The organism is Zobellia sp. OII3 (genome assembly GCF_002211465.1).
Taxonomy (GTDB): domain Bacteria; phylum Bacteroidota; class Bacteroidia; order Flavobacteriales; family Flavobacteriaceae; genus Zobellia; species Zobellia galactanivorans.
The window spans coordinates 198396-220694 of the sequence record NZ_MWRZ01000008.1; the positions used below are offsets into that span (position 1 = coordinate 198396).

At 40.0% G+C, this 22299-nt stretch carries 15 protein-coding genes, 2 tRNA genes and 1 pseudogene; 11 read left to right on the top strand and 7 right to left on the bottom strand.

The window, feature by feature from the left end:
- Positions 1 to 21: 21 nt before the first annotated feature.
- On the top strand, positions 22 to 1167 hold the full coding sequence (gene folK / locus B4Q04_RS18275) for a 2-amino-4-hydroxy-6-hydroxymethyldihydropteridine diphosphokinase (protein WP_046287464.1): 1146 nt from the start codon (positions 22 to 24) through the stop codon (positions 1165 to 1167).
- Here folK and B4Q04_RS18280 read toward each other — a convergent pair.
- Positions 1164 to 1703 (bottom strand): RNA methyltransferase, encoded by a 540-nt coding sequence (locus B4Q04_RS18280; protein ID WP_013993789.1) that lies wholly within the window; start codon positions 1701 to 1703, stop codon positions 1164 to 1166. The two genes, folK and B4Q04_RS18280, sit on opposite strands and share 4 nt — an antisense overlap.
- Before the next feature lie 198 nt (positions 1704 to 1901).
- Here B4Q04_RS18280 and mutS point away from each other — a divergent pair, with 198 nt between their 5' ends.
- The 4 genes from mutS to B4Q04_RS18300 all read left to right on the top strand — a co-directional run bounded on the left by mutS (position 1902) and on the right by B4Q04_RS18300 (position 5426).
- Complete coding sequence (gene mutS / locus B4Q04_RS18285) at positions 1902 to 4484, top strand: DNA mismatch repair protein MutS (RefSeq protein WP_046287892.1); 2583 nt, start codon at positions 1902 to 1904, stop codon at positions 4482 to 4484.
- A gap of 133 nt (positions 4485 to 4617) precedes the next feature.
- Positions 4618 to 4690: transfer RNA gene (locus B4Q04_RS18290), tRNA-Gly, on the top strand.
- Positions 4691 to 4777: 87 nt separating this feature from the next.
- Positions 4778 to 4861: transfer RNA gene (locus B4Q04_RS18295), tRNA-Leu, on the top strand.
- A gap of 253 nt (positions 4862 to 5114) precedes the next feature.
- Complete coding sequence (locus B4Q04_RS18300; RefSeq protein ID WP_088697654.1) at positions 5115 to 5426, top strand: hypothetical protein; 312 nt, start codon at positions 5115 to 5117, stop codon at positions 5424 to 5426.
- Positions 5427 to 5684: 258 nt separating this feature from the next.
- Here B4Q04_RS18300 and B4Q04_RS22970 read toward each other — a convergent pair.
- A pseudogene (locus tag B4Q04_RS22970) lies at positions 5685 to 5786 on the bottom strand (IS1595 family transposase); the annotation flags it as partial.
- Between the two features lie 89 nt (positions 5787 to 5875).
- Here B4Q04_RS22970 and B4Q04_RS18305 point away from each other — a divergent pair.
- The gene (locus B4Q04_RS18305; protein ID WP_088697655.1) at positions 5876 to 6667 is read left to right on the top strand and encodes a hypothetical protein; all 792 of its coding nucleotides are present in this window, start codon (positions 5876 to 5878) and stop codon (positions 6665 to 6667) included.
- A 481-nt stretch (positions 6668 to 7148) separates the two neighbouring features.
- Here the strand turns inward: B4Q04_RS18305 and B4Q04_RS18310 are convergent, their stop codons facing one another.
- The 5 genes from B4Q04_RS18310 to B4Q04_RS18330 form a co-directional block, all read right to left on the bottom strand.
- Positions 7149 to 8057: a hypothetical protein gene (locus tag B4Q04_RS18310; protein WP_088697656.1), complete on the bottom strand. Its 909-nt coding sequence runs from the start codon at positions 8055 to 8057 to the stop codon at positions 7149 to 7151.
- Positions 8051 to 8431, bottom strand: a complete 381-nt coding sequence (locus B4Q04_RS18315; RefSeq protein ID WP_088697657.1) for a Rha family transcriptional regulator — start codon at positions 8429 to 8431, stop codon at positions 8051 to 8053. Before B4Q04_RS18315 ends, B4Q04_RS18310 begins: the two co-directional genes overlap by 7 nt.
- A gap of 3 nt (positions 8432 to 8434) precedes the next feature.
- Entirely contained in the window at positions 8435 to 8713 is a 279-nt protein-coding gene (locus B4Q04_RS18320) for a helix-turn-helix domain-containing protein (protein ID WP_088697658.1), read from the bottom strand.
- 98 nt (positions 8714 to 8811) lie between these two features.
- Positions 8812 to 9489: a hypothetical protein gene (locus tag B4Q04_RS18325; RefSeq protein WP_088697659.1), complete on the bottom strand. Its 678-nt coding sequence runs from the start codon at positions 9487 to 9489 to the stop codon at positions 8812 to 8814.
- 22 nt (positions 9490 to 9511) lie between these two features.
- Positions 9512 to 10876: a tyrosine-type recombinase/integrase gene (locus tag B4Q04_RS18330; protein WP_088697660.1), complete on the bottom strand. Its 1365-nt coding sequence runs from the start codon at positions 10874 to 10876 to the stop codon at positions 9512 to 9514.
- Between the two features lie 461 nt (positions 10877 to 11337).
- Here B4Q04_RS18330 and B4Q04_RS18335 point away from each other — a divergent pair, with 461 nt between their 5' ends.
- The 5 genes from B4Q04_RS18335 to B4Q04_RS18355 all read left to right on the top strand — a co-directional run bounded on the left by B4Q04_RS18335 (position 11338) and on the right by B4Q04_RS18355 (position 21914).
- Positions 11338 to 14133: a triple tyrosine motif-containing protein gene (locus tag B4Q04_RS18335; RefSeq protein WP_088697661.1), complete on the top strand. Its 2796-nt coding sequence runs from the start codon at positions 11338 to 11340 to the stop codon at positions 14131 to 14133.
- A gap of 273 nt (positions 14134 to 14406) precedes the next feature.
- On the top strand, positions 14407 to 17376 hold the full coding sequence (locus tag B4Q04_RS18340) for a SusC/RagA family TonB-linked outer membrane protein (protein WP_088697662.1): 2970 nt from the start codon (positions 14407 to 14409) through the stop codon (positions 17374 to 17376).
- A 9-nt stretch (positions 17377 to 17385) separates the two neighbouring features.
- Entirely contained in the window at positions 17386 to 19002 is a 1617-nt protein-coding gene (locus B4Q04_RS18345; RefSeq protein ID WP_088697663.1) for a RagB/SusD family nutrient uptake outer membrane protein, read from the top strand.
- 30 nt (positions 19003 to 19032) lie between these two features.
- On the top strand, positions 19033 to 20688 hold the full coding sequence (locus tag B4Q04_RS18350; protein WP_123772398.1) for a hypothetical protein: 1656 nt from the start codon (positions 19033 to 19035) through the stop codon (positions 20686 to 20688).
- A 113-nt stretch (positions 20689 to 20801) separates the two neighbouring features.
- Positions 20802 to 21914, top strand: coding sequence for a family 16 glycosylhydrolase (locus B4Q04_RS18355; RefSeq protein ID WP_236631047.1), 1113 nt, complete (start codon positions 20802 to 20804; stop codon positions 21912 to 21914).
- Positions 21915 to 22299 lie beyond the last annotated feature (385 nt).

Sequence of the window (22299 nt, forward strand, 5' to 3'; positions counted from 1 at the left end):
TTTGTTACTTTGCCTTATATTATGAATGACCCCAAAACAGTATACCTCTCACTAGGAAGCAATCTTGGTGACACTTTGAACAACCTGCAGGATGCAGTGTTCGCTATACACAATACCGCCGGAGAAGTGCAGAAGATATCGCATGTATATCAAACAAGCTCTTGGGGTTTTGAGTCTAGCGACTTTATGAACATTTGTATATCGATCAAAACGGTCATGGCCCCACAGGAGCTTTTGCGCACCCTTTTGAACATTGAGACCAAACTCGGACGAGTGCGGTCTTCGGAAGACGGCTACCATCCGAGGTCTATCGACATCGATATTCTATATTACGAAAGGGAAACCTTTATTTCAGAAAACTTGGTGATACCACACCCCGAACTCACCTACCGTAAGTTCGTATTAAAACCCTTGGCGGATATCGCTCCCCAGTTCTATCACCCGGTACTGAACAAAGACACCCGCAACCTCATTCAAGAATGCCGTGACAAGGGCAAACTTGAACGCACGACCTACCGATTGCACAAGAACAGGGCCGACCTTTTTGCCCATTTGAACTTTATAGCCATCGAAGGGAACATCGGGGCCGGTAAAACCACCTTGGCCAACAAAATCGCCGAAGATTTCAGTGGCAAACTGGTCTTGGAACGCTTTGCCGACAACGCCTTTCTGCCGAAATTTTACGAAGACCAAAGTCGGTATGCCTTTCCTTTGGAAATGTCTTTCTTGGCCGACAGGTACCAGCAATTTACCGACGACACCTCTCAGTACGACCTGTTCAAAAAATTCATGGTAAGCGATTACGACATATACAAGTCCCTTATATTTGCCCGTATCACGCTACAGCAAGAAGAATTTGAACTGTACCGAAAACTCTTCCACCTCATGTACAAAGAGGTAAAGAAGCCCCGTTTATACGTTTACCTGTATCAAACGACGGAGCGTTTGCTCGATAACATCAAACAAAGAGGCCGGGATTACGAACAAAAAATTGCCCCCGATTATCTCCAAAAGATCAATAAAGGGTATTTTGAATTCATCAAGGGCTATCCTGAGCAGAACAACCTGATCATTGAATTGGGCGACCTTGATTTTGTGGAACGCAAAGAAGATTATGACACCATTATTGACAAGATCTCCAAGTTTGCCGTTCACTTGCCGAATTAGGCCTTTAAGGCATTTAGTTTAGACCACAGGTCCCATACCACCACGCCCACACTCACCGAAATATTCAAGGAGTGCTTGGTTCCGTATTGGGGAATCTCCACCACATTGTGACTGGCGCTCACCACCTCTTGCGACACCCCTTTAACTTCGTTCCCGAATACTAGGGCGTACTTTTTATCCGCATCTATTTCAAGTGCGTTCAACATTACGGCATTTTCGGCCTGTTCAATAGCCAAGACGGTATACCCATCGGCCTTCAACGCTTCTACAAGCTCCACTGTATTTTCCTCATAGGCCCAATCTACACTTTCGGTAGCCCCGAGGGCCGTTTTTCTAATGTCTTTATGGGGCGGCTGTGCGGTAATACCGCAGAGGTATATCTTTTCGATCAAAAAGGCATCGGAAGTTCTAAAGACCGAACCGATGTTGTTCAAACTCCTGATGTTGTCCAACACAATAACAATAGGGGTTTTATCGGCCTGTTTAAAGGCTTCGACATCTAATCGGTTCAATTCTTCGTTCTTGAGTTTTCGCATACTGTACCTCCGTTAAGGGAGTGTTTTAAAGGTTACCGATCCGGTAAAACGCCGAAGATAAACTTATCCTCAAATATCAACAATGGTTTATCTTCCCTTGAAAAAATAGTACTTTCGTTTTACGGACTTTCGCTGTAAAATTAAACTATTCAGATCGCTTTGGGAAAATCGCAAAAAACAAAAAAGGTTACACCTTTGATGAAACAGTACAACGCCATCAAGACGAAGTATCCTGATGCCCTACTATTGTTTCGCGTAGGGGATTTCTATGAGACTTTTGGGGAAGATGCCGTAAGGGCCTCTAAAATTCTGGGCATTATACTCACCCATAGAAACAATGGTGGCGACCGTACCGAACTGGCAGGTTTTCCTCATCATTCGCTAAACACCTATTTGCCCAAATTGGTAAAGGCCGGTGAGCGCGTGGCCATCTGTGATCAGCTAGAGGATCCCAAAATGACCAAAACGATCGTGAAGCGTGGTGTTACGGAGCTCGTTACACCCGGGGTAGCCATGAACGACGATATACTAAGCGCCAAGTCCAACAACTTCCTTTGTGCCGTTCATTTTGGAAGAAAGCTCTTAGGGGTTTCCTTTGTCGATATTTCCACAGGGGAATTCCTCACTTCCGAAGGAACCGAAGAACAGATCGACAAACTCTTGCAGAACTTTGCCCCGAACGAGGTGTTGGTTCCCAAAAAATACAAAAAGGAATTTCTTGAGGTTTTCGGAAATCAGTTCCACACCTTCTATATGGAAGATTGGGTCTTTCAGAACGACTATGCCCAAGAGACCCTTACCAACCATTTCAACACCAGCACCCTAAAGGGCTTCGGTGTTGACCATTTAGGACACGGTATCATTGCTTCGGGCGTAGTCTTGCACTACCTTTCGGAAACGCAGCACCGGCAGTTGCAACACATCAACAGCCTAAAGCGCATTGCCGAAGAAGAGCACATTTGGATGGACCGTTTTACCATCAAAAACCTAGAGCTTTACCATTCTACCAACCAAAATGCGGTAACCCTTTTAAGCATCATAGACAAGACCTTGTCACCCATGGGCGGACGTATGCTCAAACGATGGCTGGCACTTCCCTTAAAGAATACCGAAAAGATAAACCGTAGGCACCAGGTAGTTTCTTATTTACACGACCATGACGACACCTTGCTGAAAATACAGCAACGGATCAAACAGATGGGCGACCTTGAACGCCTCATATCAAAGGTGGCGACCGGAAAAGTGAACCCAAAAGAGATTGTACAGCTCAAAAATTCGCTCGAGGCCATCATCCCTATCAAACAACTAACGGCCCAAAGTAATGACGAGGCCCTCCAGCTTATTTCCGACCAATTGCACGCGTGCGATATGCTCCGCAACAAGATCAAGGAAATGATCAACGAAGAGGCCCCCGTACACATCCCTAAGGGCAAGACCATCGCCGATGGTTATTCCGATGAACTTGACGAACTTAGGGGCCTCGCCTTTTCAGGAAAGGACTATTTAGATAAAATGCTCGCCCGCGAAAGCGAACGCACGGGCATTACCTCATTAAAAATTGCCTCGAACAACGTTTTCGGCTACTACATCGAAGTACGGAACACACATAAAGACAAGGTGCCCGAGGAGTGGATCCGCAAACAGACCTTGGTCAATGCCGAGCGCTATATCACCGAAGAACTAAAAGAGTACGAATCAAAGATCCTTGGGGCCGAGGAGCGCATTCTTAGCCTCGAACAACAACTGTTCTCACAATTGGTGGTCTGGGCCCAAGAGTATATTGCCCCCGTACAGAACAACGCACAGCAGATAGCCCAACTCGATTGTCTTTGCGGCTTTGCCCAGCTTGCCAAAGAGAACAATTATGCCAAGCCTGTCATTAACGATACAACCGAAATCAACATCAAGAACGGTAGGCATCCGGTCATAGAAAAACAATTGCCCTTGGGAGAGGCCTACATTGCGAACGATGTGACCCTCAACCGAGACGAGCAACAGATCATAATGATCACCGGACCCAATATGAGCGGTAAATCGGCCATCCTTAGACAAACGGCCTTGATCGTTCTCCTGGCCCAAATGGGCTCTTTTGTGCCGGCAGAGGCTGCCGAAATCGGCTATGTGGATAAAATTTTCACCCGTGTCGGGGCGAGCGACAACATTTCTATGGGCGAATCTACCTTTATGGTAGAAATGAACGAGACCGCCTCTATCTTGAACAACCTATCGGAGCGCAGTTTGGTCTTGCTCGACGAAATCGGAAGGGGTACAAGCACCTACGACGGTATTTCCATTGCCTGGGCCATTAGTGAATACCTACATGAGCATCCGGCACGGGCCAAGACGCTTTTTGCCACACACTATCACGAACTCAACGAAATGGCGACCACCTTTGAGCGCATCAAAAACTACAACGTTTCGGTAAAGGAATTAAAAGACAATGTACTTTTTCTTCGAAAATTGACCGAAGGCGGAAGCGAGCATAGTTTCGGCATTCACGTAGCAAAAATGGCCGGAATGCCGTCCCAAGTAATCCGAAAGGCAAACAAAATTTTAAAAAAACTTGAAAAATCGCACTCAAGCGAAGAGCTCACCGATAAATTACAAAGTGCCCAAGACGAGATGCAATTGAGCTTCTTTAATCTAGACGACCCCTTGCTCGAACAGATAAAGGAAGAAATAACCCACCTCGATATCAATACCTTAACACCGGTTGAAGCCCTTATGAAACTAAACGAGATCAAACGATTATTGACCAAAAACAAGCAGGTTAGTTCGTAAATTCCCTACAGCAAAACCGTCTGTTTTTTTATTTTTCAGATTTCATAAAAAATTTCTTTGCATTTTAGAGAATTGTATTAAATTTGCATCCGCATCTGTGAAAGATGTCACGTTCTTTACCTTTAATAACTATGCGAAAATAGCTCAGCTGGTAGAGCGCCACCTTGCCAAGGTGGAGGTCGCGGGTTCGAATCCCGTTTTTCGCTCAAAGAGCACAGATTTCATCTGTCTTTTGCTCGACATTATAAACGCTGCTTGTCGGCGTTTTTTTGTTAAAGACTTTACCAATAGCGGCTCGAGTGGTGGAATTGGTAGACACGTTGGACTTAAAATCCAATGGACATTAGTCCGTACGGGTTCAAGTCCCGTCTCGAGTACTTTAATCCCTGTTAATCTTTTGATTTTCAGGGATTTATTGTTTTAAATAATTTGATTTTAGCAACCACTTTGCAACCAAACCTAAGGTTACATATCAGCACTCAACTTTTTTTATATTCTTAACACAAAAAAAAGTGGTTATCCGTTTTTATTATTACGGTCCTTTATACGAAGAAAAAAGCTTCAAATCAACTTTTTAATTAAACCCTTTACAAATAACTTTACCTATTCAAACCACTTAAATTATTGACTATGAACAGTTCAGACATCAAAGATGCATTATATATTACGGAGCAAGCCCGTGAAGCTTGGTTAAGTAGTTTATCCTTTGACAAAATCACTCTGAAGTTTGCGAGCATTGGCTTAAATGGGTTTTTGAGAGAAATGAAGGAAAACAAGTATATTGAAAGGAGCTTCGAACATACGGATATTTACTTAATAAAGATGTTTATTAATGATGCTGAACTTTACGGTGACAATGATAAAACATCATTTAAACTTACTTTTAACCGCACTCAAAAGATATTTGATGAAGCAATAAATAAGCTAAAAGAAATGGTATAGACATTTGATACTTTTGTTTGTTAGACGTAAAAATTAAAAAACTTTTAAAGTATTAGCAATTCTTAGCCATTTAGGTTTCCAATTTGCTATTTTTCAAAATATAAGTAATTGATTTTAAGACCTTAAAGGTGTCTTACTTAAAGTTAGGTGCTTTTTCTAGACAAATCAAAATATTATACTAGAACTTTACCCCGTTAAGGTTAGTAACTATACCCTTAAAAACGCTCTTACAACACAGAAGTTTAGTGCCATCAAAATAGTATTGTTCTTTACGCTGAAATATTCACCAGTATTCTTACATTTATATTTGTTTCCCTTACAATCATAAACCTTTGAAGTACCATCAAAAGAACGTACAACTTCACCGTTCCATCTAATTTGCTCTAAATGCTTTATACAAGAAGTTAACTATACTAAACCAAAATAACAGTGTAAATAAACACTACAAAATGGAGAAAAATTGTAAAGCCATAACAAAAGAAGGGAATAAGTGCAGTAAAAAAGTTCATTTATTTGGTTATTGTAAACAACATTTAAACCTAAAAAAGAAAGCGATATGGACATTTATTTTATTGATTCCCGGCTATTTATTATTTGAGCTTTTAATACCATATGCCTTTCAAAAAAGCATCGATAGCTACGAAGAAAAACCTCAAATAAATGTCGTAAATAATTTTAATTGCGAATCTGAAAAACTAATACAAGCTCCAATGTTTGATAATGATATTTTTTCTGAATCATTATACATCACTATTGCCAATTCCGAAAAAGGACCTTTTAGCATAGGAGTTGGAAATGAAAGGTGTATTTATCCAGATACAGAGTATTGTGTTCTTTTTGAAGATAAAGAAGGTGGTTGCAATCTTAAAATTAAAATAAATACTAAAGGACAAATACTATTGGATGCAGACCTATATAGCGTTTCAGGTGTCGCCGTAGGTATTATAAGGGATAATTATTTAAGGCTGAATGAAGATTGTCATTTTATGTTTAACTATGATGATAATGCGGTTGAAGTGGTCGACAACCACTTAAATGTTGTATTCTCTTTAGATAGAATAAAATATAATACATTATTACTTAGAGGTGCGATTAAGAGAGGGGATGAGTATGTACTTATGAATGGTAGTGATAGAATGTTAATAGGTAATCAAGATTTTTTTGATGAAAATGATTTCCTTATACCAAGGATATTCAAGTACACAGGGAAAAAATGGAGAGGTGTAAGAGTAAAATTATAAATACCTTTTATTTAACAATATTCCTAAAGAAAATAGCGTAAGAATAAACACCATTCCAAAAACAAATTGTGACCTGTGAAATATTAATGATTGATAGGAAACAACTGTAGATATAATTATTGATATGATAATATTACTACTTACAACCAATATTTTTTTCATAGTAAAATTTATTAATATAAAATTAATAGTTTTTCCATAACGGTAAAACAACTATATTATTGGTTTGATAGTATTTTTTTAACAGATTAGCAAGGTATATAAATACCAGTTTTTCACTATAATGTTTTTCCATTTATAGTTCTCTTTCAAGTCTTGTTTCCGATCCTTTGCACCCCCCCCCACATGTACTAATTGAGAAAATCTTATAAAGCAACAACGATTTTAAAGGTCGTTTCGATGAAACATTTATTTTAAATGTATTTAAATTTTTCAAACTATTCTGTCTAATATTTATCAAGCATACTTGAATAGGTAATTATTAGACAGTTTTGGTTTCAGGAAGTTGGGTAGAAATTAGACAGTTTTTTACTATTCCCTCTCTGATCATCTTATGAAAATTCCTAGAATACATTTCTATTATTTTTTTTAAATTTTTCTTGGGTCTGTCCCTATCCGTAGGTTTTATTCCACCAAACCAATAGTTTTGGTTTGAATATAATTCTACTGCCTTTTTTTGGGGCTTTGTTAAGCTATCTTTTCTAATGCTTCTATCAAAATAAACAATTGCATCAAACTTTTTTAAAAGTAAATCAAAAGCTTTTCTAAAATTACAACTAGTAAAATCAGCAAATGTTTGAATACCGATTTTTTTAACTTCAGACATCTTTTTATATTTCAATTCAACTCTTATTGTATGTACCGTCATTCCGTATTGTCCAGATTTGTTATAAATTTTAATATCATAATGCTGATGGTGGATTATTGCAAAATTCCGCTTATACCTAAACTCAAATAGCTGTCCGTTTTGGAAAAGCAGTCCAGCAATGAATACTTTAGGGTCAAAATCAATTTCAATGTTTGCTCCTATCTCAATATTCTGTAATATCATTTGCTCTGGCTTACAATCGAACAAGTTAGTTAGATGATTCATAACTTCAATGAAATTGTGTAGTGTGAACAGATTACCGTTGAACCCCCTATATTTAATTCCTGTATTCTTAGGTGCTGCAATGTTATGAAGTGAATTATAAAGCTTGTGTACACTTCCTGAAAAGATGATTTTACCCGTCTCGTAAACCGTTATTTTACAATTATGGTATTTAGCTACCTTCTTTTCATAGATTACTCCTGTGCGCTCTGAAAAACCGCTCACAAACTCAAGACAAGTCAAATTATTTAAACGTTCAACATTTACATCCAGCAAAAACACCTTTACATAATCTACCATTTTCTTTTAGGGTGTCTTTCTTCAATATCCGACCTATTATCAACGTAGGAAAGTTCAATTTCCATTATTCTAACCCGTTCTTTTTCTTTTTGTTCAAGATGGTCTAATCTGATGATAATCATTGCCCTAAGCTCATCATCATATTTTGAAAGAATAAATAAGATTTCCCGTTTTTCAAGTTTATACATTGGTTGCTTACGTCCAGTTCGGTCATTGTAATCACTTAACGAGAAACTGCGTTTAGTATAATTCTTCCAAGATTTTTCCATTTCCCTGATATCTCGAAGTACATCAGAATGTCTTTTCCTTGTAAATTCTGCCAAATCACGACTCGTTATACAATCGTTAATTAATGTAATATCCATTGTAGCCATAATCTAGTTCTTAATTTTAATTATGGCATTTTCAACCTCATCCCTTTTATAAAGGACACGTCCACCTATCTGGTATTTAGTAAGAATACCTTTGACCGTTAGATTATGAACTGTACTAATATCACAATGAAGTAATTCAGCTAGTTCCTGTCTGGAAATGTAGATTGTAGGTTCTTTGGGCTGGAAATGTTCTTTTAACTCATCAATTTGAGTTTTTACACCTTGAATAATTGCCTCCTGAAGTTGTTCTGGGGTTAAGCTTATTAATTGTACTTGCTTCATAATACCTTGTTTTTACGTTTAACAAGGCAAATAAATTGAATGTGATTGTTGTACTAGGCAGTACCAGTACTGTTTTGAGTACTATAATTGAAAGAGGTTTATTCTTCAGGTAGTCTGTTTACGAAATCACTAGTTACTTCTAGATTTTTGTTTTTACAATGCTCTATTATTTTCGTCATTTTATTTCGACTATTGTAGATATTCTTACTGGATATTTTATTAGTATCAGACGTTGTTTCAGAGATGTAAGGACGATAGTTCGCATTCCCTAACTCTTTAGCTGTTTTTGATGCATTACCTTCATTATCCTGTAGCAATTGATTTATTTCACCAGTAGCAAATTTAACCCCAATTATAAACCAATATTCATCTTTTTCATCCTTAGCTTTATTCACACTACTATTAAGTTTCTTATTTAGAAATAATATGTAATTCCTTCTAGCAAAATCGGTTAAATCATTTAGTCCATCTGTAATATTTTGAACCCTTTTCAATTCGATTTCAACAAACATTGCATCTGTCAATTCCAGCCCATTTTCAGAAACACCACTAGCTATTATACTATTAGGTTTTTTAATATCACTCCCGTCCTTATTCCCTGTTTTATAACCGTAAACCGCACCAAAATTCTTTCTAAAGCCAGTTAAAACCTCTCCATCAACAACAACCTCATTTGAGTTTTTAATCAGCCATACCCCAAACATCATCTTAAAATAATCATCAAAATTATCACCCCTAAGTCCAGTCAATAATTTTTCATTTATATAAATACTCATAGCTGTTTAAATTTATTTCAAACTATTCGTTTGAAGCATTTTTAATAACATTTAATTGGGATTCCTTCTTTTCTTTTTGAGCTTGTAAAGTATAGAAATCGGCTATTTGCTGAGCATAGTCTAAAGAACTTTTCCCAATATAGTTTAAGAACATCTTTTCCGTTCCATGGGCTGTTATCTGCATAATTAAAGGCGTTGGAAGCTTTCCGTAAAGGTTTGTGGCAAAAGACCGTCTGCAAACGTGTGAAGTCATTAGTTCATACTTTGCAAAAGTTCCCGCTATTTTTCTCTTTACACCCCTTTCAATATAATTACCTTTACCATCTCTGGCTATTTCATTGCCTTTAGAATCCACCATTACAACCTTACCCCCTTTTACTGGTTCATCAATCCCAGCAATACGGCAAACCTCTTTAATTTTTTCATTGAGCCTTTGCAAGGCAATCTTATAAGGCAACCCAGTTTTAAGAATTTCTTTGGTAGTTGGTAATACTGGAATAGTAACATTCTTACCAGTTTTTTGTTGCTTCAATTCAATAACCTCAAGTCCACTTCTGGTAACAAAATTATCTTTAGTCAACTTCAACAAATCGCCTCCCCTCTGACCTATGTGACAACCTAAAAGAATCCATTTACGAACATTTTTATGAGCGTCATTGATGAGATTAGCACTTTTAATCTTATCAAGTTCATTTTCACTTAGATATAAAATACCTTCATTTTTAGGCTTACCACCTTTAATTTTTCTAAGTTGACCACTAGTTTGAACACCATAAATTTCCGCATCATTACACACCGTTTTCAAATCATCAATCTTTTTGCGTGCATAGCTTTCTGAATAATGCTTTGTATTCATCATCCAATTGAGAAACTCTTTACCAAACTGTATATTAACATCCTTTACCTTTAATATCCTTCTACCCTGAAAAACCTTTATGATATTTAATAGGTTTTTATATGAACTGATTCTACTTTTAGAAAGTCCTAGACCATTGTGGGCATTTTCCCTTATGTTAGCCGTATCAATAACATTCTGAATAGCATCTACCAACAAATCACTTTGTTTATCTTCTGTGATGCGCTTAAAATGCAAATCAACAACATACCTCAACCATTCATTACTTACATTAATGCCGTTTGCGCTAGCTTCATTATATTTCTCGCTAACTGTAACCTTTAATTTTTGTAAATCCGTTGTGAGGTTTTTGTTATAGGCAGAATTTTGTTTGGGCAATCCAGCCCCAGTTCCAGATTTAGTCCCCCAATCTTTATAACTGATGCTTAATCCTGTTTTCTGTCTAAGCATCAAACCTCTTTTGATTGAAAGTCGGATGTAAATTGAAGCATTGGAAGATTTATTTACAGTATAAACCGCAGTAGTTGCCATATCATTTACCTAATTATTGAATCAAAGATATATTTATTGCAACCAATTTGCAACCATTTATCAATTGCTTTAAATTGCATTCAATTTATTTAAATACTCCATTAAACCATACATAATGGTACATTCATTGAAAACACTAACCATAATGTTGATTTTAAAGGGAGGTTAATAGGTAATGAATTGAATCTGGTTAGTCCCGTCTCGAGTACAGATGAGAAGCCAAGATTAATCGTCTTGGCTTTTTCTTTTTCCGCTTGTTTCAGTTCGAATCGAAAAGCTTTCCTACATACAGTCTAAAATGCATAAATTGCACCTGACAAGAACATCCCATATTTCGCCCTATCGATCTCAAAATCATAAAAGAAAGGTTGTTAAGGTTTCTGTCCAAAAAAATAATCGCCATAACTAAGATTATTATTTTAAATTATCCCTTTCGTAGGTTCTAATTATATTCCATTGATTTGAAGTACTATATTCTTTACTTGATCAGTTTTACATACCTAAGCGTATGCGCACAGGAATTACCCCCTATTAAAAATTATACGCCCCAAGAATATAACGGCGAATACCAGAATTGGGGTATTTCACAATCTTCATCAAAGACTATTTTTATAGCCAATCACATGAACCTTCTCGAATTCGACGGTTCTACATGGCACCGCTATAAACTACCAAACGCTTCGGTCATAAGGTCGGTCAAAGCGGTTGACGATAGAATATACACCGGATCTTACAAAGAATTCGGTTATTGGAAAAAAGACGATAACGGCGAGTTACAATATACCTCCCTATCCGATAGGTTAAGCATTACCATGGCCGAAGATGAAGAGTTTTGGAAGATTCTACCCATAGACAGTTCCATTCTTTTTCAATCTTTAGACCGTATATACATTTACGACCCCACAGAAAATACTTTTAAGTTTATAGAGGCCGAGTCACAAAAGGCCAGGCTGAACCTTGTCGACAATAAGGTCTACTTTCAAATAGCAAAAAAAGGATTATTTACCATCGATGGCGGAAAACCTCTTTTGGTAAGCAACCATCCTGTTTTTACCACACATACGATTATCGGGGTGTACAAACACCTAAACAACCTCATGGTCATAACCGACAATGGACAGTTTTACCAATACGACTTTTCAAAACTACACCCTTGGCCAACCGACATGACCCATTTAAATGTGAAGTTGTACGAAAGCCTTCAATTGAACGATGGCAGTTTTGTGTTGGGCAGTATTGCAAACGGCTTCTATCACCTATCATCGAGCGGCAAACTCATTCAAAACATCACCCAGGCCAAAGGCCTGAACAACAATACGGTACTTTCTATATTTGAAGACAGCGACAATAACCTTTGGCTAGGCCTTGACAACGGGGTAAGTGTGATCAACATTTACTCTCCCATTAACGAATATGCAGATCATTTGGGCAATTTAGGACTGGTATACGCCGCCTTGTCACACAAGGGCTATCTCTACCTAGGAACCAACCAAGGCTTATTTGCAAAGCGAACGGACGGCAGCGATAATTTCGAACTGATAAAAGGTACCGAAGGACAAGTATGGAGCCTTCAACTGGTTCGTTCGACCATATTCTGTGGCCATAACAACGGGACTTTTGAAATTCATGAAGATTCCGCAAAACTCATCTCCGATTTTCCCGGAACATGGGCCGTAAAAACCATTGCTTTCAACAACGAGCTTTTGTTACAAGGCAATTACAACGGATTAAGCGTTCTGGAAAGAAAAAACGGCAATTGGAAATTGCGCAATATAATTGAAGGGTTCAACACTTCGAGCCGTTTTTTTGAAATCGATTCCCTTCAGGTAATCGTCGATCACGAACAAAAAGGCCTATATAAACTTGAGCTCGACCAAAATTTAAAACAAGTAGTACAAATGCAACAGATCCCCAGAAAGGGGCATAGCTCCAACATTTTCAAGTTCAAAGACCGGTTGTACTACAAGACCAATGATGCGATTTATACCGTAGGACACTCTTTAGACGACATTGCACTGGACAGTACCTTTAGAAAATTGATTTTTTATAAGGATGAAGCACCAACCAGTATTATTATTCCAGACACCTTAAACGAAAAGCTATGGTATTTTACCCATAACGGAATAAAGTATATTGCCCCTAATACCCTGACCGGAAAACTGGGCCAGAAGAACATCCCTATGCCCAAAGCCATAAGAAGCAACTTTGGTGTATCGGGTTTTGAAAATATCTCACACATTTCAAACAATGAATACCTCATAGGAAGCTCTAATGGATACCTTACCCTCGACCTAAACAAAATTTCGACCTCCAAGCACAACGTACAGATCAATGCCATCAATTATGGAAACTATCGCGATATTTCAAATAAGGCCAATTTAACCCAAGAAGGTGAATTTGACTATATACATAACAATCTACGATTTGAATTCAGCGTCCCTGAATTCAACAAATATATCGACGTTCAGTACCAGCATAAACTAAAGGGCCAATACAATGAATGGAGCGAATGGTCGGAAACCCCTGAAGTCGTCTATACCAATTTACCTTTTGGCGACTATGAATTCATCGTAAAGGCCAAAATCGGCAACAGCCTAAGCAAAAACATCGCATCATACACATTTACCATACATAGACCGTGGTACGCCTCAAACAGTGCACTCTTATTATATCTATTGGCATTAGTTCTGTTATTCTTTACAATACACAGATTCTACAAACGGTATTACCGAAAAAAACAAGACTCGATAATTAAACGAAACAAGAAGGAACTCGAACTTCAAAAGCTAGAAGAGAAGGATAAAATTGCCCAAATTGTCAATGAAAAACTTCAAAGCGAAATAGAGAACAAAAATAGGGAGCTTGCCATTTTGACCATGAGCTTCCTAAAGAAAAACAAGTTTCTCTATGCCCTCAAGGAAGATTTGATCAACATTTCAGAGCAAAAAAAAGCTATCAACCCTGTCATTAAGAAAATTGACCAAAACATTAGCAGCGAAGACGACTGGAAGTTTTTTGAAGACGCCTTCAACAATGCGGACAAAGACTTTTTAAAACGCATCAAGAGCAAACACAAAAATCTTACGAATCACGATTTACGGTTATGCGCCTATTTGAGACTCAATTTATCCTCCAAAGAAATTGCACCATTACTCAATATATCTGTAAAAAGTGTTGAAATGAAGCGATACAGGCTCCGTAAAAAGTTTGATCTACCACATCAAGACAACCTCATTGACTATATTTTGAACTTCTAATATCACCCGATAAAAAAATCCGCCCCTACACATCATACGATTACCTCTACATTGCCTCTACAATCCCTCTAACAACCAATTAACCAGTAAAGTAAAAAGTGGTTTACAGCGGACCCTTAATATTCTTCAATCATCATATTTAACGGGGTAATTTTAATAAAATCATAATTTTTATACGCAAATTATGTCAATGTAGGTTTTTTATAGAGGCATCTTCTTTGTTAAGGATACGTTAACCCATCTATTTTTGAGTGTAAACTAAACCGCTCGAAAATGAGATATGTTCTATTAAAATTCATTGTACTCATATGTACTACTGTTTGTTATTCACAAACTAAATCGATAAGTGGCACCGTATCTGATGCCATGGGGCCGTTACCCGGGGTCAACATTGTCGTCAAAGGTACTTCCAACGGGGTTGTAACCGACTTTGACGGAGCATATGTTATCCAAAATATCACAGATAAAGATGTCTTGTCATTTAGTTATATTGGTTTTCTTACGAAAGAAATCACCGTTGGCGATGCTACTACCTTAAACGTAACCTTAGAAGAGGATGCCCAAACCTTAGATGAAGTTATTGTAGTAGGTTACGGTACACAGAAGAAAAGCAATGTAGTCGGTTCCGTTACCAGTGTCGAGGTCAACGAGGCTACCTCGGTACCAACCACAAACGTTTCCGAAATGCTAAGGGGCCGAGCCGCAGGGGTTCAGGTAAATTTATCGGATGCCCGACCTGGGGGCGGATCGGAAATCGTTATCCGTGGAAATGTTTCCGTAGCACCTAACGGCAATTCCCCCTTGGTCATAGTCGACGGCCTGCCCTTTGACAGTTTGAACGATGTATCACCCGATGATATCGCCAATATAGAAATTCTAAAAGATGCCTCGGCAACTGCCATATATGGTTCGCGAGCCTCCAATGGGGTCATCCTGGTAACTACAAAAACCGGGAAATCGGGGAAATCGACGATAGACTACCATGGGTATACCACCATTCAGACCCTTACCAAGAACTTCAATCAATACGATGGACAACAATATATAGACCTAAAAAGGGAAGCCAACCGAAACCGGTTTACGGGCGAATACCTGAACGATGAGAATATTTTCTCCCCTTTCGAATTGGAAGCCATTGCAAACAAAGACTTCGTCGATTGGGAAGATTTGATCTTACAAGACGCCGTAATCCAAAGCCATTCACTTAGCTATTCGGCAGGAAACGAATCGACCAAGGTATTTTCAAGTCTTAACTACTTCTCCCAAGAAGGAATTATTCCCAATTCAGGATACGACCGTGGCACCTTTAAACTAAACATTAATCAAAAGCTTACCGACAAGTTATCGTTGAAAGGTATTTTCAACTACCAAAGCGCCAAGCAAGACCAAGAAACCGGTAACCTAAACTTCACCACCATAACCCCATTGGCCAAACCTTTTGACGATGAAGGAAACTTGGTGAAAAATTATTTGGGACCATCAAACACTGCGATCAACCCTTTATGGGACCAAAGAGAATCGGAAGACGAAACCAAAATTAACCTTACGGACATCAACTTGAGCTTGGTATACGATTTCAATCCAAACCTATCCTATACCTTAAAAAGCTTCTTGCGCAACAGAAACACCAATAGGGGAATCTATCGTTCATCATTGCATTCGGCAGGAGATGAAGGCATAGATGGCCTTGCCGTTATCTCGAACACCTTTTTCAAACAACTGTTGATAGAGAACATTCTCGATTACACCCCTGAAATAAACGACAATAACAGCCTAAACTTTACCGCGGTACAAGCCTTCGATGAACAATTGACCGAATATAGCCAACTCGACAAATCGGGCTTTACGAACGATGCCCTTGGTTATAATGGCAATGCAACCACTTTGCTTAATAGTGAAAGAAGTGTTTCACAAAGAAGGCTGCTTTCTTTTCTAGGCCGGGTAAGGTATGGCTATCTAGACCGCTACCTTCTAGAGGCCACTGCCCGTGCCGATGGAGCCTCGGTTTTTGCCGAAAACAACAAGTGGGGGTTCTTTCCTGCGGTATCAGTGGCCTGGAAAATGCACAGCGAACCTTTTATGGAAAATATCAAGGCCATAGATGAAATGAAGCTCAGGGTAAGTTACGGGGCCACAGGTAACCAAGGTATCAATTCACTCGAATCGTTGGGTGTGGCAGACGATCTTCCTTATATATTTGGTGACAGGACCGTTGCCGGAGCTACCGCCTCCTCACGCCTGCCCAATCCCGATTTAAAATGGGAGACCACAACAACCTTGAACGCAGGTGTCGATTTTAGACTCTTCAACAATCTATTCGAAGGTACTTTAGAGTATTACAAAGCCAACACCACCGACCTGTTGCTCGACAGGTCCATTGCCGGAACGACGGGGTACAATGTAATTCGCTTCAATGTGGGCGAACTGGAAAACAGGGGGCTCGAAGCTTCCTTAACGACAAATATCATTAGAAAAGAAGAGTTCAGATGGTCGCTCGGAACCGTTTTTTCGAAGAACAAAAACGAGATCATTTCCCTTACGGGCGAATTGGATGAAAACGGCGACCCGATCGATATTACCGACACCTACGGCAGGCGCCTATCAGTAGGCCAATCCATCAACAATATTTGGCTACCACAATACGACGGCATCTATCAAGAAGGCGATGATATCGCAAGTTCGGGCAACCCTTTGGCGCAGCCCGGAGACGTCAGGGTCGTAGACCAAGATGGCAATGGCCAGATCGATAATAGGGACAATGTTTTTATCAATGCCGACCCCGATTGGTACGGATCCATCACCAATACGATTACCTATAAGAATTTTGATCTTTTTGCCGACCTCTATATTGTACAAGGAGCGACCAAACTGAACACCGTTCTTGCCAATGGCGAATTATGGAAGGGATCCATTAATGGTATTCGAGCCAAATACTACACCCCCGAATACCCTTCGACCGAATACCCAAGGCCGAAACCCGACACCCATCTACACCTGTATTCCTTTGCAGTAAGGGATGCCTCGTACGTAAGGCTAAGAACCTTGACGCTAGGATATACCTTTCCAAAAGATCTATTTTCAAAAACGGGGTTTCAAAGAGCGAAAATTTATTTGACCGGCACCAATTTACTGACATTAACCGATTTTAGGTCGTATAGTCCGGAACAGAACCCCCTCACCGATTCGGGCACGGCATTTCCCGAGACGAGAAACATCACACTTGGCGTCAAACTAGGATTTTAAAATACTGTTATGAAAAATACAAATAGTTACATATTGTTAAAAAGACTTTTTACTCTAGTCATTGCCGTTGCCCTATCGAGCTCTTGCGATGATGATTTATTAGAGGATAAATTACTGTCCGACACATCGGTCGATTTTCTCTATTCTACCCCTGAAGGTCTTGAATCGGCCGTAGTCGGACTTTACACGCTCAATCGTGAAATCTACCAAGACCTAAGCTTGAACGGAACCATTCCCTTGATTCCTCAAGCCAAAAGCGATCTGGGCGTAGGCATAACCGGTGAGGTATCCCTTTACAGTAGACTGTTGTGGGGAGCCAGCCTTGGCGACTACGGAACTACAGCAGGTATAAGCGCCTATTGGGTTCGCAATTACAAGGTTGTAGATAGGGCAAATGCCATTATCAAAGGGGCCGAAGAACTCGACGACATCGACATTAGCCTCAAAAACCAAATTTTGGCCGAGGCCAAATGTATGCGGGCGCAAGCGTATTTTACACTTTACCGCTTATTCAACAACATCTATATCACTACCGAGCCGACTACCCCCGAAAACGCTTTTGACGTACCCCAAGACAAATCATCAGTAGATGAAATATTCGCCTTACTCAGGTCAGACCTCGATTTCGCAATCGAAAACCTTGATTATTTTACCGAGCAATTCGGAAGATGGAACCAAGGTGCGGCAAGGCACCTCAGGGCCAAAGTAGCCATGTGGGAAAACGATTGGAGCGAGGCCGCCGACCAAACAGAAGCGGTATTGAACAGTGGAAACTATAGCCTGGCCCCCACCACCAAAGACGTTTTTGCAGGGGAGCTCGACCACGTAGAAACCTTGTTCGCCATCAATTTTGAAAAAGAAACCATCGGCGGTGGCGGTCCGCATATTATGAACTGGAACATGGTGGCGTCATACGCCGATGCGCCCGGTTTGATACAATCGGTAGAAAACGGAGGTTCCGGAGCGGGCTTTATTTCATTGAACAGCTACATGATCGACCTACTTAACGAAGATCCCAACGACGATAGAAAAAACAACACCTATTACATATTTAACTATGCCTATAATGATGAAGGCGCACTTCCTGAAGGTAAGGAATTAGGCGATCCCCTCGATCTATATGAAAACAGCGAAACCGACCAGAACGAATTTATGCTGTACTACAGACGACAAAATCCCGGTGTTCTTAAATTCTTCGATGAAACGGTCGAACCCACCGACCGAAACCACTATAAAAACATTATGGTCTACAGATTGGCCGAGACCTATTTAATCGCAGCAGAGGCCCAAATGATGTTAGGCAACAATGCCAAGGCCCTCGATTATTTAAATACCGTTAGGACAAGGGCGAACGCCGCTCCGGCCAGCTCTATCGACCTGCAAACCGTACTCGATGAAAGGGCGCGTGAACTCGGTTTTGAGGGACAACGCTGGTATACCCTCAAAAGAACCGGCAAATTGTACGAGTTCTTGCTCGACCATATGAACAACGACAATATGAACGAGTCGTACCCCGAAGGAAACCCCAAAACGATACTCAGGGAGTACATGCAAAATTGGCCTATTCCACAAGAACAGATGGATTTACTCGGTCCTAACTACCCTCAAAACGATGGATACAACTAAAATGGCCTAACATAATTAAAACATTGAATTATGAAAAAATACAGAACAAATATAAGAGTCCCACGTACCTCAATTCTTTGGCCACTAATTTTTATAGGGGCATTGTCGGTCGTTAATCTTTCTTGTGAAATGGAAGATGATACACCACCGCCTTCGGCCTATGTGGCTCCGAAGCCTGAGCCCGTTACCGAAGAATGTACTTTCAAAACGGTCTTACCCGATATCTCAAAAGGATTGGATTTTGAATGCGAGGGACCCGATGTTTCCTTTTTCGGTGAAAAAGACGGTTCACTTTCCCTTGAATTTACCGAAAACCCAGATGCTTCGGGGATCAATACTTCAGATAGGGTAGCAGCATACACTCAAACGGAAGGAGTCGAATCTTGGGCCGGACTATTTTTTGACTTATCCGGAAAAATTGATTTCTCAGGGCTTCAGACGATAAAGCTCATGGTATACGCCCCTGCTGCAGAACAAATTGTGCTTTTAAAACTTGAAGACAGTTCCGACGGTACTATCAACAAAGAAGTACAATCAGAAACGACTACCGCCGATGAATGGGAGGAACTCTCCTTTACTTTTTCCGCAAGCGACACCGACAAATACGATAGAATGGTGCTTTTCTTTGATTTTTCAGGGGAGAAGACCGCCCCTACCACCCATTATTTCGACAATATCGTAATGGGCGAAGGAAGTGTTATCGAAGAACCTACCGAAACCGGGGAACCCACCACGGCAGCCCCTACACCGACTGTGGCCGAAACCGAGGTTATTTCCCTATTCAGCGACGCCTATACTAACGTAGCGGATACCAATTTTAACCCCGACTGGGGCCAAGCCACCGCTGTTTCGGAAATAGAGATAGTAGGCGATGCCGTTTTAAAATACGAAAACCTGAACTATCAAGGCACCCAATTCGCCACGCCCATAGATGCTTCGGAAATGACCATGCTCCATATCGATTATTGGACGGACGACTCAAGTGAACTGAACGGCTACCTCATCAGCTCCGGCCCAGCTGAAACGGCCTATGCCTTTGAAATCAGCACAGGTCAATGGAACAGTGTAGACATTCCCCTAAGTCATTTTTCAAGTGTTGTAGACCTTACGGATATTATTCAATTAAAGTTCGATGGCAATGGCACCATTTACCTCGACAACATCTATTTTTATAACCCGCCGGCTACCGACCCAACAGCGGCAGCCCCTACTCCCCTAACTCCCGATACCGATGTAATTTCCCTCTTTAGCGACACCTATACCAATATACCCGTAGATACTTGGAGGACCGATTGGTCGGAGGCTGCCCTTGAAGAAATCGACATCGATGGCAATGCAACGAAAAAGTACAGCGACCTCAACTTTGTGGGAATAGAAACCGTAAACAATCAAATCGACGCCGGTAGCATGACCCATTTTCATACGGATATCTGGACGGCCGATGCCACCGAAATACGGATTAAACTTGTAGACTTTGGCGCCAATGGAGCTTATGACGGAGGCGACGACGTAGAACATGAAATTACCATTGCCAATCCGGAACAGAACACTTGGATATCGCTTGACATACCCTTGTCCGACTTTACGGGCTTAACCACCAAAGGCAATATCGCCCAGCTCATCTATGCGGCACAACCCGTTGGATCTGCCACCCTATTTATTGACAATGTATACTTTCACAAATAAATCAGCAACTTAAATCCTGTGGTAGTTATTCGAAAGGTTTTCATAGAAAACTGCTATAACCAGAAAAAAATATCATGAAAATTAATCGAAAAACGCCCTTTTACCGAATGATTATGATAAACTACCTAAACCTATCACTCTCTATACTTCTAGTTGCACTTTCTTGCAGTTCTACGGATTCAGGACAGGATCTAAAACCTACTGATTTGAAGGTAGACATCACCCTTGTAGGTACAGATGACGCCCACCCAAATGGTAATGGTTCCGGAATCGTAGAGGTTTCGGCCTCAGCCTCAAATGCGGTGAGATATGCCTTCAGGTTCGAAAATGGTGATGTAGAAGACAGCACGGATGGTTCCACCACCCATACATTTACAGAAGAGGGCACCCACCCCTACACGATAGTGGTTTGGGCCTATTCCCCTACGGGCGAATTCATTAACGAGACCTTCAATGTAGAAGTATATAAGTCGAATGAAGCCTTTAATACCTTAGTGTTTTCAGACGAGTTTGAATACGAAGGAAAACCCGACCCGGAAAAATGGCACTATCAGGTGATCCCCCCGAATAATGGCAGCTGGCATAATAACGAATTACAGCATTACACAAATCGTAGTGAAAATTCATTTGTAAGCGATGGCACATTAAAAATAAGGGCCATAAAAGAGAAGTATACCTTTGAGGGCTCTACAAAAGATTACACTTCGGCCAGGCTGAATTCAAAATTCGCCTTTACTTATGGAAAAGTTGAAGTGAGGGCAAAACTACCAAGTAAAAAAGGCACATGGCCCGCCATCTGGACTTTGGGTGCCAACTCAAATGAAACCGGAAACTATTTTGGCGGACAATATGGCAACGCCGAATGGCCCGCATGCGGCGAAATTGACATTCTGGAACAAAACGGCTGGGACAAGGAAAGTACTATTGCCCATTTTCATTGGTCCGATCTTAACTCTGATGAATACCAGAATTTAGGTGGCACCACCCCCATAACAAACGCCTCCGGTTCATTCCACGTTTATTCCCTAGAATGGAACGCCTCCGCAATGAAAGTATTTCTAGACGACACCCTTGTTTACGAATTGAAAAACTCTCAGAACACGCCATATAACGCCCCGCATTACCTACTGTTGAACATTGCCATGGGCGGAACCCTGGGCGGTGATATCCCCGAGAATTTCACAGATGATATTTTTGAAATAGACTATGTAAGGATCTATCAATAAGGTCACGAACCAACCTTTTGCTCTAATCAACTAAAAACCTTGTCAATCTTCGGATTTTCAAGGTTTTTTTCTAAACGACTGAAACTTGCCAATCATTTTAAACACGGAATAGCTATACAAAAGCTTAGCGTTTTCTTCCTTTTGTAGGTTCCCACACATGTAAAAAACTTTAAGACCATTCGTTTTCCTTAATAGATAATGAATACCTTAAACAACAAACCATCAAGCTTTCATTTATCTACCCCCCTAATATTTCGATTTATTCAAGTTTTTCGCAAACCCAATGCATTATTCCTACCTTTTTAACCCTAGTACTATATAAGTTTTCTTAAGTTAGTTGGCAATATTGAATAATTAAAAAAAAAAAAAAAAAAAAAAAAAAAAA

What these genes read in the sequence shown, in the direction of transcription:
- folK (WP_046287464.1), top strand. Translation starts at nt 22, where the DNA reads ATGAATGACCCCAAAACAGTATACCTCTCACTAGGAAGCAATCTTGGT.
- B4Q04_RS18280 (WP_013993789.1), bottom strand. Translation starts at nt 1,703, where the DNA reads ATGCGAAAACTCAAGAACGAAGAATTGAACCGATTAGATGTCGAAGCC.
- mutS (WP_046287892.1), top strand. Translation starts at nt 1,902, where the DNA reads ATGAAACAGTACAACGCCATCAAGACGAAGTATCCTGATGCCCTACTA.
- B4Q04_RS18300 (WP_088697654.1), top strand. Translation starts at nt 5,115, where the DNA reads ATGAACAGTTCAGACATCAAAGATGCATTATATATTACGGAGCAAGCC.
- B4Q04_RS18305 (WP_088697655.1), top strand. Translation starts at nt 5,876, where the DNA reads ATGGAGAAAAATTGTAAAGCCATAACAAAAGAAGGGAATAAGTGCAGT.
- B4Q04_RS18310 (WP_088697656.1), bottom strand. Translation starts at nt 8,057, where the DNA reads ATGGTAGATTATGTAAAGGTGTTTTTGCTGGATGTAAATGTTGAACGT.
- B4Q04_RS18315 (WP_088697657.1), bottom strand. Translation starts at nt 8,431, where the DNA reads ATGGCTACAATGGATATTACATTAATTAACGATTGTATAACGAGTCGT.
- B4Q04_RS18320 (WP_088697658.1), bottom strand. Translation starts at nt 8,713, where the DNA reads ATGAAGCAAGTACAATTAATAAGCTTAACCCCAGAACAACTTCAGGAG.
- B4Q04_RS18325 (WP_088697659.1), bottom strand. Translation starts at nt 9,489, where the DNA reads ATGAGTATTTATATAAATGAAAAATTATTGACTGGACTTAGGGGTGAT.
- B4Q04_RS18330 (WP_088697660.1), bottom strand. Translation starts at nt 10,876, where the DNA reads ATGGCAACTACTGCGGTTTATACTGTAAATAAATCTTCCAATGCTTCA.
- B4Q04_RS18340 (WP_088697662.1), top strand. Translation starts at nt 14,407, where the DNA reads ATGAGATATGTTCTATTAAAATTCATTGTACTCATATGTACTACTGTT.
- B4Q04_RS18345 (WP_088697663.1), top strand. Translation starts at nt 17,386, where the DNA reads ATGAAAAATACAAATAGTTACATATTGTTAAAAAGACTTTTTACTCTA.
- B4Q04_RS18350 (WP_123772398.1), top strand. Translation starts at nt 19,033, where the DNA reads ATGAAAAAATACAGAACAAATATAAGAGTCCCACGTACCTCAATTCTT.
- B4Q04_RS18355 (WP_236631047.1), top strand. Translation starts at nt 20,802, where the DNA reads ATGATAAACTACCTAAACCTATCACTCTCTATACTTCTAGTTGCACTT.